General features: G+C 68.6%; 8 protein-coding genes. 5 read left to right on the forward strand and 3 right to left on the reverse strand.

What is annotated here, in order from left to right; genetic code table 11:
- Nucleotides 1-9: 9 nt before the first annotated feature.
- Nucleotides 10-228, reverse strand: a complete 219-nt coding sequence (locus ASC60_RS09620) for a DUF397 domain-containing protein (protein ID WP_055548955.1) — start codon at nucleotides 226-228, stop codon at nucleotides 10-12.
- Nucleotides 207-1,055, reverse strand: a complete 849-nt coding sequence (locus ASC60_RS09625) for a DUF5753 domain-containing protein (protein ID WP_055548957.1) — start codon at nucleotides 1,053-1,055, stop codon at nucleotides 207-209. The genes ASC60_RS09620 and ASC60_RS09625 overlap by 22 nt, the downstream gene beginning before the upstream one ends.
- Before the next feature lie 144 nt (nucleotides 1,056-1,199).
- Between ASC60_RS09625 and ASC60_RS09630 the strand changes: the two genes are divergently transcribed.
- The gene (locus tag ASC60_RS09630) at nucleotides 1,200-1,460 is read left to right on the forward strand and encodes a hypothetical protein (RefSeq protein ID WP_055548959.1); all 261 of its coding nucleotides are present in this window, start codon (nucleotides 1,200-1,202) and stop codon (nucleotides 1,458-1,460) included.
- Nucleotides 1,460-1,780, forward strand: a complete 321-nt coding sequence (locus ASC60_RS09635; protein ID WP_055548961.1) for a hypothetical protein — start codon at nucleotides 1,460-1,462, stop codon at nucleotides 1,778-1,780. Before ASC60_RS09630 ends, ASC60_RS09635 begins: the two co-directional genes overlap by 1 nt.
- Here ASC60_RS09635 and ASC60_RS09640 read toward each other — a convergent pair.
- Complete coding sequence (locus ASC60_RS09640; protein ID WP_055548963.1) at nucleotides 1,777-3,903, reverse strand: AIPR family protein; 2,127 nt, start codon at nucleotides 3,901-3,903, stop codon at nucleotides 1,777-1,779. The two genes, ASC60_RS09635 and ASC60_RS09640, sit on opposite strands and share 4 nt — an antisense overlap.
- 161 nt (nucleotides 3,904-4,064) lie before the next feature.
- Here ASC60_RS09640 and ASC60_RS09645 point away from each other — a divergent pair, with 161 nt between their 5' ends.
- The 3 genes from ASC60_RS09645 to ASC60_RS42720 are packed head-to-tail and all read left to right on the forward strand — an operon-like array spanning nucleotide 4,065 to nucleotide 15,533.
- Nucleotides 4,065-8,270, forward strand: coding sequence for a protein kinase (locus ASC60_RS09645; RefSeq protein ID WP_055548965.1), 4,206 nt, complete (start codon nucleotides 4,065-4,067; stop codon nucleotides 8,268-8,270).
- On the forward strand, nucleotides 8,270-9,964 hold the full coding sequence (locus ASC60_RS09650) for a hypothetical protein (protein ID WP_055548967.1): 1,695 nt from the start codon (nucleotides 8,270-8,272) through the stop codon (nucleotides 9,962-9,964). Before ASC60_RS09645 ends, ASC60_RS09650 begins: the two co-directional genes overlap by 1 nt.
- Before the next feature lie 4 nt (nucleotides 9,965-9,968).
- Nucleotides 9,969-15,533 (forward strand): ATP-binding protein, encoded by a 5,565-nt coding sequence (locus ASC60_RS42720; protein WP_055548969.1) that lies wholly within the window; start codon nucleotides 9,969-9,971, stop codon nucleotides 15,531-15,533.
- Nucleotides 15,534-15,668 lie beyond the last annotated feature (135 nt).

The raw sequence follows: 15,668 nt of genomic DNA on the forward strand, positions 1-15,668 counted from the left end.
GCGCAGGTGTCAGACGGTGGGTGCCGTGCCGTGCTTGAGCGCGGCGAGGAACGCGCCCCAGGCGTCCTGCGTGAAGACCAAGACGGGAGCGAGGGGTGTCTTGCTGTCGCGGACGGGGACGAGGCCCGAGACACCGTCGGCTACCTCGACGCATTCGTCCCCCTGCTGGTTTCCGCTGTAGGAGGACTTGCGCCAGTGGGTGGTGCTCAGGTCTGGGGTGGCTCGCATGGCTCGAATGTCTCCATCGCCGCTTCGATCAACGCTGCGGACTCCCTTGGCGACAGGGCGCAGGCTTTCATACGATCGTACTCTCGCATGCGTCGCATGACGGTCTCCCGGTCGTCGAAGCTCTCTCCGTTCCTGGGGCCTTCTTGGTACACGGTGGTAGAGCCGTCCGGGAGCGTGAGCAGGATGAGTGTGCCGTTCATCAGGGCGCACGCGCCCACCTTGAAGGTGACGACCTGGATCGTTGTGTGGCCTGTGTCCACCAGCGGCAACAGTGCCGCGAGCTGCTCACGCATTACTGCCGGGCCCCCTACGGCTTGCCGTAGAGTCGCCTCGTTGAGAATCCACCAGAAATCCGGTGGATTGTCGCCCCGCAGGACCTCCTGACGGCTCAGGCGGGCCGCCACCCGGCTGTCGAGCTCCCTGGGGCTCAAGCCCGGCTCACCCTCGGGGAACAGCGCGCGCATGTACGCCCCCGTCTGGAGCAGCCCAGGAATGATGCTGGCGCCGTACGCCTGAATCCGTACCGCCTTGGCCTCCAACTCCAAGCAGTGGTCGAACCGCCTGGGCGTGTGCTCCCGCTTGACAGCCCCCCACAGCCCTTGGAACAACTCCCCCGTCCCGAAGGCCACATCCAGCTTCTCCGAGATCGGCGGCAGCGGAAGCCGTTCCGCCGTCTCCACCCCGTGCAGGTGCGTCTTGCTGTAGTTGACCACGCCCGACAGGCGGTCCAGCGACATCCGGGCCAGCTGCCGCTGCCGGTGCAGCTCGGTGCCGTACAACTCCCTCGCCGAGCACGCGGGTTCGAGGTCACGTGCGCCAGCCGTCATCCGTGCGGCCCTCCCTGTTCCCGTTGTTCCAGGTCCCCGGAGGGGACGGGACATCCCTGTCGAGCGTAGCGACGGACGGCGATGATAACGACACGAACGGTGATTTCCACCGCTCGCAGACCCCCTTGTTCACGGAGAACCTCGATGGACGCTGCTCAGTACCCCGACAACAACGCCCCATCCGCCCCGCCCTTCCCCGTTGTCGGAGACCTCGCCTACGACACGGTCCGCAACCGCTACGGCGTCGTGATGGAGCGCACCCCGGGCCAGGTGCACCTCCGTCCCAAGGGTGGTGGTCTGGAGTGGGTCGCGCGGCCCGAGCACGTCGAACCAGCCCCGGCCAGTGAGGGCTTAAGTTCGCAGATCGCCCAGGTCAACGCCCGCAGCCGGGGGGAGGTCCTGTGATGGGGTCCCCGGAGAGCGAGCAGCCGAACGCGTACGTCCCGCCCGCCGGTCTCCCCGGCATGCCCGTCGGCAGCCTGGTCCGGGACGGGGCGACCGGGCGCGAGGGCACGCTGAGGGATGTACTGCTCTACCAGCCCGCCGCCGTGCGGCCGGGGCCCCACGCCGCCCGGCCGGCCCGACGCCTCGCCTTCCTCCGTCCGGTCGGCGGCGGTCTGGAGTGGACCACCGAGCCGGACCAGGTGGTTCCGGTCGGGCGGGACCACCCTGGTGAGGTTCCCGACGCCAGGTCACCGGGGTCGGCGAACGGGCGGGCGGATTAGTCGCCCGCGTTCAACTCGTCCTCGGCCCGCAGCTCCGCCGCCAGGTCGACCAGGGACCCCTCGCCCGGGATGTGCCAGTACAGGGTTCCCTGGACCTGCTGGTTGTTACCCATGGCCTCCGTGCGGATCTTGCGGACCAGGGTGCTGGGCGCGTAGGACTGGCCGTCGGCGGACCAGACCAGCGGTTTGGCCGCACTGTTGCGCCAGGTGGCACGGGCGCGCTCGGGGTTCTCGGCGAGCCAGGCCGACAGGCCTTGACGGTCGGGCCGGGTAACCGGACGGAACTCCAGTACCGAACCGACCGGGATGCGCTCGGCCTTGACGAGGAGGCTCACCGCGTTGGTCGAGCGGGCGGGCTTGCCCTGGACCCGCTCCTCCACGCGGTAGTCGGCGTTGTCCGGGGTGGGTGCTCCCGAGGCCATCTCCGCCAGGACACGGCGCGCGACCACACGCACGCGTTCCGCTGTGCGCATCGTCGTCAGAATCTGGCTGTTGCGGCCGTACGTCGCCTCGATCGTGGCCACGAGCCAGCCCAGGGTCCGCTCCACGAGTTCGGGAACCTGTGCCAGCCTCGACTCCCACTCTGTGTCCTCGGCGTCGAGATCGGCGGTCTCCAGGTTCCGGAAGACGACATGGCTGATCAGGAGGTCGCCGTTGCTCGCCGTACTGGCCGCGCGGCCGAAGAGGTTGTCGCTCAGCTTCTCCAACGCCTCTTTGACCGCGCGCACCAGCCGGACGCACCGCCATACCCGGTGTGCGGTCGGCGCACTGTTGATGTCTCTGCCGAAGATCTCCTGGTAGTTCGGCTTCTCCCAGAGCTGGGAGTCGTCCCGCTTGGCCTTCGCCGCCAGCTCCGGGCGACGGTGTGTCGCGGCGAGGGCGATCGCGGCCTCGGTCATGGTGCAGCCGCTGTCGGCGGCGGGCTCCGACTCGCCCCGCTTCACCACGTAGGTGCGGCCGAGCGACAGCGCGAAGTCGTCCCGCAGGCCCGTCTGGATCGGGTCGCGGGACTTCCAGTCCCGCTCCTCGATGGGGTTCTGGGTGTTGGTGCTGAGCGTGACCTTGTCACCGAACCCCTCGGGGCAGTTCTCCAGAGAGATGATCCGGATGAGGACGCGGCCGCGCTGGGTCGAGGCCGCGTTCCGCTGCATCGCCCGGAACATCGCGCTCACCGTCTGCGCGCCGTTGACGACGCTGGCCCCCTCCAGGACGAACCCGGCCCCGGCGCCCGGGGCGAACGCACCCTTGCCCTTCTTGCGGATACGGTCGCACAGCAGGGTGATGCCGTTGCTGAAGTACCAGAAGTTTTCAGGCTCCTGGAGAAGGGTGCCGCGGATCTTCTCGTTGACGTCGGTGTCGAGTGAGTCGCGGATGTTCCGGGCGAACAGGTGCCGGTCATGGGTCCCGTACCAGCCGGCGACCTCGGCGGCGGAGATAGTGCCGTAGTACGCGGAGAAGGGGTGCTCCTCCCGGCCGACACCTTCCATCCATGCCTCCAGGTCGATCTTCCGTTCGGCATGTTCGCCGAGGATCTCCTGGAACAGCCCCCGCAGGTCGAGGACGCGCCACTCGACCATCTCCTCCGCCCAATTGCGCTTCTTCACCTCGGAGTCGATCAACGTGCGGGTGTCCGGGTGCAGGTCGGTGTCGGTCACCAGGGCGAGGAGCAGGGTGATCTTGGGGGAGCCGCTGTCCAGAGCGTTTTCCAGCGCCTCGACATGCGGTTCGATGCGCTTGTTGAACTGGTTGAAGTCCAGATCCAGCAAATAGTCGAGGCCTCGGAAGAGCCGGTCCACCTCGCTCTGTCCGAAGCCAGCGTTGGCCTTGTCGCTCCACTTCGCCTGGACGAGTGTGATGTGGTGGCGGACGCCGTGCGCGGTCGCGGGCTCGACGGCGATGGCGTCGATGCCCCAGTCCCGGCGCCCGTCGATGATCGACTCGGCTGCGTCCCGGTCCGCGCAGCCGGTCTCCCGCTTGACCGCGAGCGCGGCCACCGAGCGGCTGAGCAGAGCCTGTTCCTTGTCGCGGTCCGAGGGCCACGACTGGTCGCGCATGTCGATCAATGGCTCGAAGCGCTCGATGAGCCGTCTGCGCAGATTGCGGATGTAGTACGAGTGCGACACGCGCCCTCCCCGATGGCCGACCTGACTGCCAATCACCCTAATTGAGGAGGGGTGGCTGTCCCCTGGTACTAATGTGACTCTGGCACGTGGCAGTGCCGCGCACGTCACACCCGCGCGCACCTGGCCGTAACGGACCGCAGGGGACAGGACCCGGGGGACTCATGGCATGCATCATCAAGGTCGGCGAGCCCGTCAACGACGCCGAGCGCATGGTGTTGCGCCATCTCAGGGACCGCGCCCCCGCCGAGTGGACCGTGATCTCCAACTTCGAGATATACCGCGGCCGTCAGTGCTTCGAGGTCGACCTCGCGATCCTCACCGACCGGGCCTGCTACATCGCGGACACCAAGGGCACGCACGGGCGAATCGAGGTGCGGGGCAAGCGGTGGTTCCCGCAGGGGCGGGCGCCGTTCCCCAGCCCGGTGCGCAAGCTGCGCGAGCACGCCAAGACCGTGGCGAACCTGCTGCGGCAGTCCCACATCTCGGCGGCCCTCGGCTCGGTGTGGTGCGAGGAGCTGGTGATCCTCCCGTTCGACGACGCGGAGCTGGTCGACCACGACAATCGGGACGAGAGGAACACCGTCCTGCTGGGGGACCTCGTTCCCTTTCTCCGCGCGCACAGCCCGTCCAAGGTCGGGCCCGCCTTCCCGGTCGCCGGGCTGCACGAGGACATCGCCCGCGCCCTGGGCGCCGTGTCGCGACCGCAGTCCGGACTGCCCAGGTTCGGTCACTACCAGGCCGTCGAGACGCTCGTCGAAGCGGATCCGGCGCCGGAGGCCGGGGCGGCGGCGGATGCCGAGGACCGGGTGTCGGTATACCGTGCGGTGCAGCCGGACCAGCCGAACTCTGGCACGTACCTCGTCCAGGTGCACACGGTCGATCCGCTGCTGCCGGAAGAGGAGCACACCCGGGAGCGGGAACGGATCGGCAACCCGCTCCAGGCGCTCAACAAGCTGCCGCCCAATCCGCACATCGTGCCCTGTGTGCAGGTGCTGCCGTTGGAGGACGAGACGGGTTACGCGGTCGTCCTGAAGGACGTGCAAGCCGAGGCGCTGCGGGTACGGATGGCCGGCGGGCCCGGCACCTTGGGCGCGGACGCGAGAGCGCGGATCATGTCCGGCGTGCTGGCCGGGCTGGCGCTGGCGCACGCGTACCGGGTGGTGCACCGCCACCTCACACCGGACACGGTTCTGGTGGCGCGCAACGGCACGGCGATGATCACCGGCTTCGACTACGCGCACACCGGGCAGAAGCGGGCCGGGACCGTGGCCATGGACGCGTACGAGCGCGCGGACGCGGCCTATCTCGCGCCCGAGTGCCTCAACGGACCCGAAGGTTTCTCCGCCGCTTCCGACGTTTTCGCCGCGGGCGTGCTCTTCCACGAACTGCACACGGGGGAGCTGCCCTTCGTGACCGGCGGCAACCGCCTGGTCGACAGCCTGGACGGGGCCGATGTCCCGCCGGAGGTGCGGGAGCTGGTCCGGCGGCTGCTGGCCGCGGATCCGGCGCTGCGCCCGACCGCCCGGGAGGCGATCGCCGAGCTGGAGCGGATGGTGCGCGGCGGTTCGGGGAGCGGGGGCGGCGGAGGGGGACCGGGCTCATCGGCTTCCGGGACGGCCGACGAACCCTTCGAATGGGAGAACCCCTACAACTACCGGGACCTGCCGTCCGGCTTCCGGCTCACCGAGAAATTCCACGTCCGCAGGAAACTCGGGCAGGGCAAGTTCGGTGTCGTCTACCAGGTGTTCAACACCCTCGACGACACCGACGAGGTCCTGAAGATCATCACCAGTGATCCGGATTCGGTCGGTGTCCGGCTGAAGGGCGAGTACGGGATTCTGCGCCGACTGCCGCCGCATCCGAATCTGGTGCGCCTCATCGATGCCGACTGGCTGCCCAAGGGCGGATTCCCGTATCTGCGGTTGGAGTTCGCGGAGGGGCAGGACCTTCAGGCCTCGGCCACGCGTGAGCGCCGGCTGGGGGCCGCCGATGTGGTACGGCTGCTTGAGGACTGTCTGGCCGGACTCGGCCATCTGCACCGCAACGGCGTCTACCACTGCGACATCAAGCCCAGCAATCTGCTGTGGACCGCTGACGGCACGAAGTTGCTGGACTTCAACGCGGCGGTGTCCGTCGACTCCACTCTGACCCCCACCCTCGGCTCGCCGCGCTACCAGGCCCCGGACGCCGTGCCCCGGCAGCGCCCCACCCGGGCGGAACTCGCCGACCTCGATCTGTACGCCCTCGGTGTCTCCGCCTACATCGCGCTGACCGGAACATATCCCTGGCCGGGACGCGCGCAGCCGCCAAGGGACGAGGAGGCGCTGGACCCGCGCAGGATCAGTGGCCTGGGTGACCTGAGCCGCGCCTTCGCCGACGTACTGCTGAGGTCGGTGAGGCCGCGCCGTGCCGACCGGTTCCCGGACGCCGAAGCGTTCCTGGCGGCCGTACGGGCCATAGGGGAGGTCCGTCGGACGCGTGGCGGCGAGCAGGAGGACGAGCAGGTCCGGCCTGAGCCCGAGCCGGCCTGCACCACGGGAGCCGGGCGGGACGGCACCAACGCGTTCGTCGGTCACCTCCAGACCCTCTACAGCCAGAGCTCCCGGACGAACGCGGGCACCCGCGGGCTCGATCCCGCACAGTACCCGCTGTACGTGGCCACCGCCCTGGACACCGCGCTGCGGGACGACGTCCTTGCGGGCAAACACCGGCTGGTCGTCATCACCGGCAACGCCGGTGACGGGAAGACCGCCTTTCTGGAGCAACTGGCCGTCGAGGCGGTCAAGCGGAACGCCGTTATGGGCGCGAAACGCGTCAACGGCGACGACTTCGCCTACCGGGGCCGGGCCTTCCACACCAACCACGACGGCAGCCAGGACGAGGGACACCAGGACAACGACGCCGTCCTCGACGCTTTCCTCTCGCCGTTCCAGGGCGCGGACGCCGGTGCCTGGCCGCAGGACCAGACGCGGCTGATCGCCGTCAACGAAGGGCGCCTGACGGACTTCGTCACGGCACACGCGGACCGCTACCCACTGCTGGCGGACACCGTCCGCCCGGGGCTGGTGAGCGGCAGAGCCGAGCACGGTATCGCCGTCGTCAACCTCAACGCGCGAGACGTTGTCGCCGACCCCACGGGCAACGGGGACTCCATCCTGCACCGGATGGTCCAGGCGATGACCGACCCCAGGCACTGGAGCGGCTGCGGCTCCTGTGATCTGGCGCCTCGCTGCTACGCGCGACACAACGCACAGAGCTTCGCGCACCCGACCGCAGGTCCCGTGATCACCGAGCGGCTCGCCGCCCTGTACCGGATGACCCATTTGCGCGGACGACTCCACATCACCCTGCGTGATCTGCGCTCCGCCCTGGCCTACATGCTCACCTCCGGCCGGGACTGTGCCCAGATCCATGCGCTCTACCAGCGCCCCGACAGCGTGCAGGAGCGTCTGGACAGCTTCTACTTCACCAGCTGGGCGGGCCTGCACACCGAGGGTGAGCAGGAACAGGACCGGCTCCTCACCCAGCTGCGGGAACTCGACGTCGCGACCGTGCCCGACCCCCAGCTCGACCGCAAGCTCGACTATGTGGGCCCGGACGGCGGCCACAGCCTGATCTCTGTCGACCAGCGCGGCAGCCATGACGCGGAACTGCTCGGCGATCGGTTCGCGGCCCTGCCCCGAACCCCATCGGCCGACCCGGCGGAGGCCGCCGCGCACCGCGCCTACCTCGCTGCGGCCCGGCGTCGCTTCTTCTTCGAGAGCCTGGACGGCGAACGCTGGAAAACCCTGCTCAGCTACCGTGCGGGGGGACCGTTTCTGGACCTCCTTGCCGCGGGTGAACCCGGCCAGGCGGAACTGGACCGGATCATCGAGGCGGTCAACCGGGGTGAGGGGCTGCCCGGGGCCCTCTACGACGGTGAACGGGCGCTGGCACTCCAGGTCAGGTCCGTGCCCGGTGGGACCATTCACAGCCACCGGCTGTTCCCCGCCAACCGGTTCACGATCGAGGTCGACGGGCCCGCGGCCTCCGACTACGTGGAGACCAGCCCCCGCGAGATCGTCGTCCGGTACCGGGGACGGACACCGGACGGATCCGCCGAGCACCGCGCGGAGCTGGTGGTCCGCCTGGACCTGTACGAGCTCCTCGACCGGCTGCACTCCGGCCATCAGCCCGGGGTCGAGGACCGCCAGGGGCAGAACCTCGCGCTGGCGGTGTTCAAGAACGCGCTGTCGGCCACCTCGTACCAGGAGGTGCTGCTCACCGCACCGGGCAGCGTGCCGCACCGGATCACCCGGCTACCGGACGGAGCGCTCCGGCTCGGGCCGGTGGGTGCGCCGACTGGTGCCGCGACCAGGGGGAACTGATGGTACTGCGCAAGCGGGACAGCGAATTCCGGCATCTTGGCGTGTCCTACCTGGAGTTCAAGCGCGTCGAGATGGACCGTGTCCTGACCGGGTTCCTGATGCGGGTCAACCACAACGGCCAGACCAGCAAGATGGTGCGGGGCAAGACACTGGCGAACGAGTTCGTCGACGAGTTCCGGGCCGAGGAGCACACCGAGAAGTTCCAGGGTTTCCGGGACTCTCCCGACATCGCGCGGCGCTGGATCGAGACCCAGCTTCTGGACATGGTCAACCGAGGCAGGCCCAACCAGGCGGTCGCGGGGCTACGCCCACTCCACGGGCTGACGTACAAGTTCCGCAACCACCACCACTCCCGCGCCTACGGAGCTGACGCCCAGCTCTACGAGATGCTGCGGCACGCACGGGGCGGGCGCGGAACGATGGCCCTGGAGAAGATCCGGGCTTTCTTCTTCACCGGACTCGACCCCGCCCTGGGCACCCAGCTGGTCGGCGCCGGCGTCGACGTCGAGACCCAGGCTGTGCTCCACCTCAACAGCCAGGTGAAGCAGGACTCCCCGGCGAGCGTCAAGGGCTGGTACTCGGCGCCCCCGCTGTGCGTGGGACAGTCCGACCTGCTCGCCGACGACGTACTGCGGCTGCTGTCCCTGCAGGATCTGCTGCCACGTATCGTCATGGTCGAGTACCTGAAGATCCTCTTCGCGTTCCACCTGGCCCTCGGCCAGCTCAAGGCGATGAAACTGCTGCCGTCCGCCGTCGGGCGTTCCGCGGCCGAGCCCACCTGTGGACCGGAGAACTGCCCCTCGGTCACCGGTGCTTCGGCAGACGGTCCCGGGAGCTGCCCCTTCCGGGTGGGGCTGCTGGTCGACGCGGCAGGCGTGCCCGGCACCCCCGTCGCCGCCCTCGCGGAGCACAGCGCGGACATCTGGCTGCGCCGTATCCCCGGCTTCGTGCGCGCGGGCTACGTGGTACGCAAGCTGGGCGAGTTCGCCGACCATCTCGCCGATGGCAAGGAGATCACCAAGCCGTCCCGAGGGTTCTTCACCGTCGCCGAGCTGCTGCAGTACGCGGGCGAGGCGTACCGGGAACGGCGTGAGCGGTTCTTCGCCTCGCGCATGGACACGCTCCTCGACGAGACCCCGATCGACGAACAGCCCGAAGGTGTCCGTCCGTTGCTCAGCGCGGGGATGGGGCTGGGCGCGTTCGAGAAGTACATCGAACTGATCATGGCATATCGGGGCAAGTACCACTACGACTACATCGTCGAGACCATCGACTCGCTGCTGCTCAAGAACCGTCCCGGCGCGGTCATCACCCAGCCCCATCGGGGCCGCCGCCGCTTCGTCATGGACAGCGCGCTCATGGAGGTCCTGGTCCAGATCGCGCTGCTTCGGCCCAATCCGCGCGGCACCCGCTCGCGTTTTCCCTACCACACCGAGCAGTTGAGGCTGGACGAGTTCATGGACACGCTGCGCACCCGCTACGGGCTTCACGTCGACCGGCTACCCGCCGACGACGGCTTCCCCGCACCTGGGTTCGAGGAGCAGGCCGCTCTGCGGTCGAACGCTGAGGCGTTCACCACCCGGATGCGGGAGATCGGCTTCTACAGTGACCTGTCCGACGCCTACCTCACCCAGGTGATCACGCCAAGATTCGCGATCTCCCTGGACGGTACAGTCACGACGGGCGGGAGGTGACGGCATGGCACGCGGACTGACCGAGATCACCGAGGCACAGTGGCGGGACGCCCTGGAGCACGCCCTGCTGCCCCGGCTGGCCGCCGTGCTGCGCGGCCGGCAGGCCGGGCACTGCATGCGGCTCGGCGACCTCGACACCGACCTCGCCGCACTGCTGGTTCGAGGGCTGCGGGTCCTCGTGCCCGACGCCCAGGTGTTCGTCCTGGACAGCGGCGACGGCCGGACTCCCACCGATGTCGCGGTGACCAGCACCAAACTTGTCGAACTGCGCAACCCCGATGAGAACGGCGGGCTCCGGCCGCCGCTGCTGGTGTTCGTTCCGCCCGGCACCCGGGCCAGCGCCGAGGACTCCTTCGGCGTCGCCACCTTCGAGCGGCTGTCTCTGGACGACGTTCACGCGAAGCTCAAGGCGTCACTGCTGCGCGAGCTGCCCGAGGCGTTGCGGCAGCCCGTCACAGAATTGCTGAACCGACAGGACCGGCAGGTCACGGACGACGGTGCGGTAGCGGACGACCGGGCCGCCGTACGGTACCTGCTGACGCTGCGCGAGAACGACCACGACCCGGAGGCCGCTGGGGCGGCCGTCTACCTGCTCGGGCTGATCCCCGACTTCGGCCTGTTCCAGGACATGACGCTGGTGGGCCGCAAGGCGGACCGCAACCGCAGGACCGTTGCCAAGCTCACTGAGGCGACAGCCACCGACCGTCAGCGGGTCCTGAGCCTCGGGCTGCCGCAGAACTCGCCGGCGGCTGAGGAATTCGTACGCCGACTGGTGCAGTTTGCCGCCCGGACCGGCCTCGACACCCCTTCCCGCTGGTGTCGTGCGATCGCCATGGACCCGGACAACTGGCCGCTCGCCTTCCACCACTGGCCGCAGGAGAACACCCCCGGTGGTGAACAGGTCGGCATCGAGGTCCACGAACTGACGGTGCTGCCCAAGGCCGGCCAGAACGAGGACGATCTGCGCAACCACCCGGCGTTGGAGAGGCTCTTCGGCGGGCAGTACTTGCTGCCCGGAGGGCTCAGTTCGCTCCCTGTCGCCTTCACCGTCGACCCCGATCCGCGCCATATCGCGGGCCTCGCGCGCTTCTCGATCCAGATCCTCGCCGAGAGCGAGACCGACGAGGGCCGCGGCGACACCACGGTCAGCCCGACCGGGTTCACCGCCACCGTCTCGGTGGCCAAGACCGCCAAGACGGTCTACAAGACGAGTATCAAACTGAAGAAGGGCCGCAAGGCCGACTGGGAGGAGGGGTGGCACTTCGTCAGGGTCACCCCGCTCGACGCCAACGGCGATCCCCTGCGGGTGGCCAGCGCTGACAGCACTCACCGGCCACACGAGAGCGACCGCTTCTACGTCGTCCCCGAGGGTGAGTTCGACGACCCACCCCTCCAGCGCTCCCAGCACGCTCCCGGGCTCGCCCAGGCCATCAACCGGCTGCGCTTCACCGCCCGTGCGGAGGGCCGCGATCCGTGGCGGGTGTCGTGCCGAGAGGTGGGCTGGGGAGCCCGGACGGCCAAGACCCGGCCATTGCGGGCACGGTTCGGACCCGCGGGCCCGGTCACCATCGACCTGCCCATTCCCCTCGCCGAGGCCGAGGAACGCATGCTGGCCCGGCCGTACGCCCTGCAAGGACCCCGGCTGAGCGTCGACGCCTCGGGACGGTGGCACCTGAGCGACGACGAGAGCCCGGCCGTCACCCCCGCCGAGGGCAGCGACCTTGACCGCTACCTCCAAGACCGCGCCGCGCTGTTCGCGGCGGTACGGGGGGACGCGGACGGCGCCGTACCACTCGTGGTGGAGGGCACCGATCCCCGCACGATGCACAAGGAAGCCGAGAGCTGCGCGGAGGCCTATCTCAGAGCGGTCACGCGATGCGTCCGCGCACTGGAGAACCCCCGTGGCGGCACGGCGGAGCGGGACCGGGCCGAACTCGCGCTGCTGCTGCGCACGGACACCATGGTTGTGGAGCTGGCCGACACGCAGGACGGGCCACACCAGGCCGTGCTCGTCGCGCCCACCCATCCGCTACGGGTGCTGTGGTGGTGCGGGCAGGCCGCGCTGGCCGACCACTGGCTCGACCGGATCGAGGGCCACAACAAGGACCGGGTACTGGAAACACTGCACAGCCTCGTAGAACGGCTCGCGCCCCTGGGATTCCCGCTCGTGGTGCCGCTGGCCACGGGTGAACTCACCTTCGCGGCGGGGCAGTTCACCGACTACTGGCAGGTCTGCCTGCCCAGTGAGACGGCCGATCCCCGCGGAACGGTCTCGCGACTGGGCTCCGCCCTGGGCGTGAGCGACGGCGCGACGGCCTCCGGCATGATCACCGGCGCCGACCTCGCGGACCGCGTCGAGCGGTATGTGCGCCTCCACCCGTACGCGGACAGCCTCGTCATCAACGCCCTCGGCGTCGGCCGGGGCGAGGTGCTGGCCTCCATGCTGACAGAGCTGCAGAGCCGCAAGCACCTGACCCGGCTGCGCTACACCATCCGCCTCTTCACGGACCGTCCCCAGGAGCCGTGGGTGGGCGAGGCGCTCACCGCTCTGTTCTCGCCCGGATCGGGACCGCGAGCCGCCGCCGCGGAGCCGTTCGGTACGCCGGGCGACGCCCTGCGCCCCAAGCTCGCCGTCGTCGTGCGTGATGCCACGGACCTCCGGACTCGCGCGGCGGAGTTCCCCGCCCATCTGAGTGTTCTGTTCGACCCCTTCGGTGGGGAGCAATACGACATCGCGCCCGCCGCCCGTACCTCGGGCCGGGCTGCGGCACACGGTCTCGTACAGGAGCTGACCAGCCACTACGCCGAGGACGAGGAGTCCGTGGCGTGGAGCCGTCAGCCCCGCCACGGCGCCACGGATCCCGTGCCCGGGGCCGAGGAGACCGGTGACCTGATGGCGGCGCTGCCCGAAGCCCTGTCGGCCGCCGTGGTCGCCGTGACCTCCGGGGAGCCGCGTCCGGGACAGCTACCGCAGATAACGCTGCGCCTGTCGGCCCAGGACAAGGCGCTCCTGCACGATGTGCACCAGGCCAGCGACTGGGTCATCACGGTGGACCGAACCCTCGGAGTGGAGTACTTCGACCACGGGCGGGCGGACCGGCCCGAATACGTCATCGACTACTCGGCGACGGCGCAGCCCGGCATGGGCCATCACATCGTGGTCTCGTCGCGGTCGGTCGACGAGTTGCGCGCGCTGGTCGGGCCCGTGCTCGGCGACAAACAGCTCAGCATCGCACCGCACCATGTGACGACGTTCTTCGACCAGCTCAGGGAGCTCTCCGGCAGTTTCGCCTTCAAGCTCGCCGCGCTCGGCAGCAGCAGCCGTACCGAGGTTCTGGGGCTGGCACTCGCACGCCTGTACTTGGGGTACCAGGGCGCACTTCACAACCAGATCCTCATCCCGCTCGACGCGCACACCGATCTCTATGGGGAGGCTCAGCGCCGAATCGCGGCCGGCGACGCCGCTGTGCGGCTGCACCGGACCGACCTGGCGCTGTTCGACCTGGACGCCGAGCGCAGGATCGTGGTGTGCAGACTGATCGAGGTCAAGTGCTTCACCGGGGTGGGCGGTCTGGGCGCATACGACGCCAAGAAGAAACAGATCAGCCAGCAGATCGACAACAGCCGGGAGATTCTGGCCGCGCAGTTCGACCCCTTGATCGAGCGCCCCGACCGTCCCCTGCAGAACCTCACACTCCGCTCGCTGCTCGGCCACTACCTCGGGCGTGCGAACCGTTATGGCCTCTTCGACGAAGAGGGATACGACGAGGCGCGGTGGCTCCTCGACCATCTCGACCACGGTTACGCGTTGGAGTTCTCCAGGACTGGTCTCCTCTTCGACCTTGACGGGGACGGCACGGACGTTGAGGTCGACGGGGGCATCACATTCCACCGGATCGGCCGTCATCAGGTGACCGAACTGCTCGACGCCGTGGAGACGGAGTACCTCGGCGGGCCTGTCCGCAGCGCACCCCACCTGCTTGCGGAGGCCGAAGTCCCGGGAATCACCCGTGGAGAGGCCACGCGGAGCTTGCGCCCACGCGACCGCAGCCGCGAGCTGCCGGAGGAACCTGCCCCGCTGAGCGCCGTGCTGGACGAAGAGTTCGTACCGGTGGCGGCCGACGGCGACGACACCGTGGGAAAGGCTGCGGGAGAAGCACGGATCCCGGGCTCGCGGCAGGCATCCGAACATCTTGCCGACACGGACCAGGCTCCGGGATCGCAGGATGCCGCTGCCGCGGGGATGGACGCCGGGGACACCGGGGACCTGAGGAACGCGGCGGAAGCCGAGGGCACGGTGCCGGACAGCGAACCGGAGAAACCCTCACAACCACCGTCCTTTGCGGACTCGGCGGACTCGGCGGACTGCCCCGCGGTCCCGGATGTCTTCCTCGGAGTGTCGAAACCGACCGCGCAATACGGTCTGCTCGGTGTGAGCGCGGGCCGGAAGGTCGCCCTCGACCTCAACGAGACGCACACCATCAGCCTGTTCGGTGTACAGGGCGGAGGAAAGAGCTACACCCTCGGATCGATCCTTGAGATGGCGAGCCTGCCCGCCGTCGGCGTCAACCACCTTTCGCACCCACTGGCCAGTATCGTCTTCCACTACAGTGACACACAGGACTACGCACCCGAGTTCACCAGCATGACCAGCCCCAACAGCGACGAGGAGCAGCTGGCCGCCCTCCGGGAACGCTACGGAGCCGAACCCGCCGCGCTGTCCGACGTGCTGCTGCTGGCCCCTGCCGACAAGGTGGAGGACCGCAAGCAGGACTATCCGGATCTCGACGTACGACCCCTCACTTTCTCGTCATCCGAGCTGAAGGCCGCGCACTGGCGGTTCCTGATGGGGGCTGTCGGCAACCAAGCGCTCTACATCCGCCAGCTCGGAAGAATCATGAAGGCCAACCGCAACGATCTGACGCTGGACGCGATCCGGCTGGGAGTCGAGCAGTCCTCCCTGTCGGATGCGCTCAAGCAACTGGCCTACGAGCGACTGGACCTGGCCGCCGAGTACATTGATGACAATGCTCGGCTGCAGGATCTGGTACGACCTGGACGACTGATCATCGTCGATCTGCGTGATGATTACATCGGGGAGGACGAGGCGCTCGGTCTGTTCGTCGTCCTCATGCAGTTGTTCGCCGATGCCCGGCACGAGGGACAGGCGTTCAACAAACTTGTCGTCTTCGACGAGGCCCACAAGTACATTCGCAGCCCCGATCTCGTTGACGGGTTGGTGTCCAGCGTCCGTGAAATGCGTCATAAAGGCATGTCAATTCTGGTAGCCAGCCAGGATCCGCCGTCCGTGCCGATTTCTCTGATCGAGCTGTCCAACCACATGGTGCTGCACAAGTTCACCTCACCCGCGTGGCTGAAACACCTGCAGAAAGCGAACGCCGCCCTATCCACTCTGACCGCGGAAAAAATGGCGTCGCTGAACCCCGGTGAAGCCTTCGTGTGGTCGAGCAAGGCCACCGACGAGGCATTTGTCCGAGGCGCGGTGAAGATTCGATGCCGCCCGCGAGTCACCAGGCACGGGGGCGCGACCAGGACGGCCATCGGATGACTTGGTCGCTGATCTATCCAGCGTCTTCGTTTGGCGGACCGTCGTCAGTAGTGGGTGCGTCGAGCTGCTGCCTGATGGGTCTGCGTCGGGTGGACCTGTGCAGTCTGGTGACGGCCAGGGTTGAAGACTATGGTG

Origin of the sequence: Streptomyces sp. NBRC 110028 (assembly GCF_001417735.1) — a bacterium.
Lineage (GTDB): Bacteria > Actinomycetota > Actinomycetes > Streptomycetales > Streptomycetaceae > Streptomyces.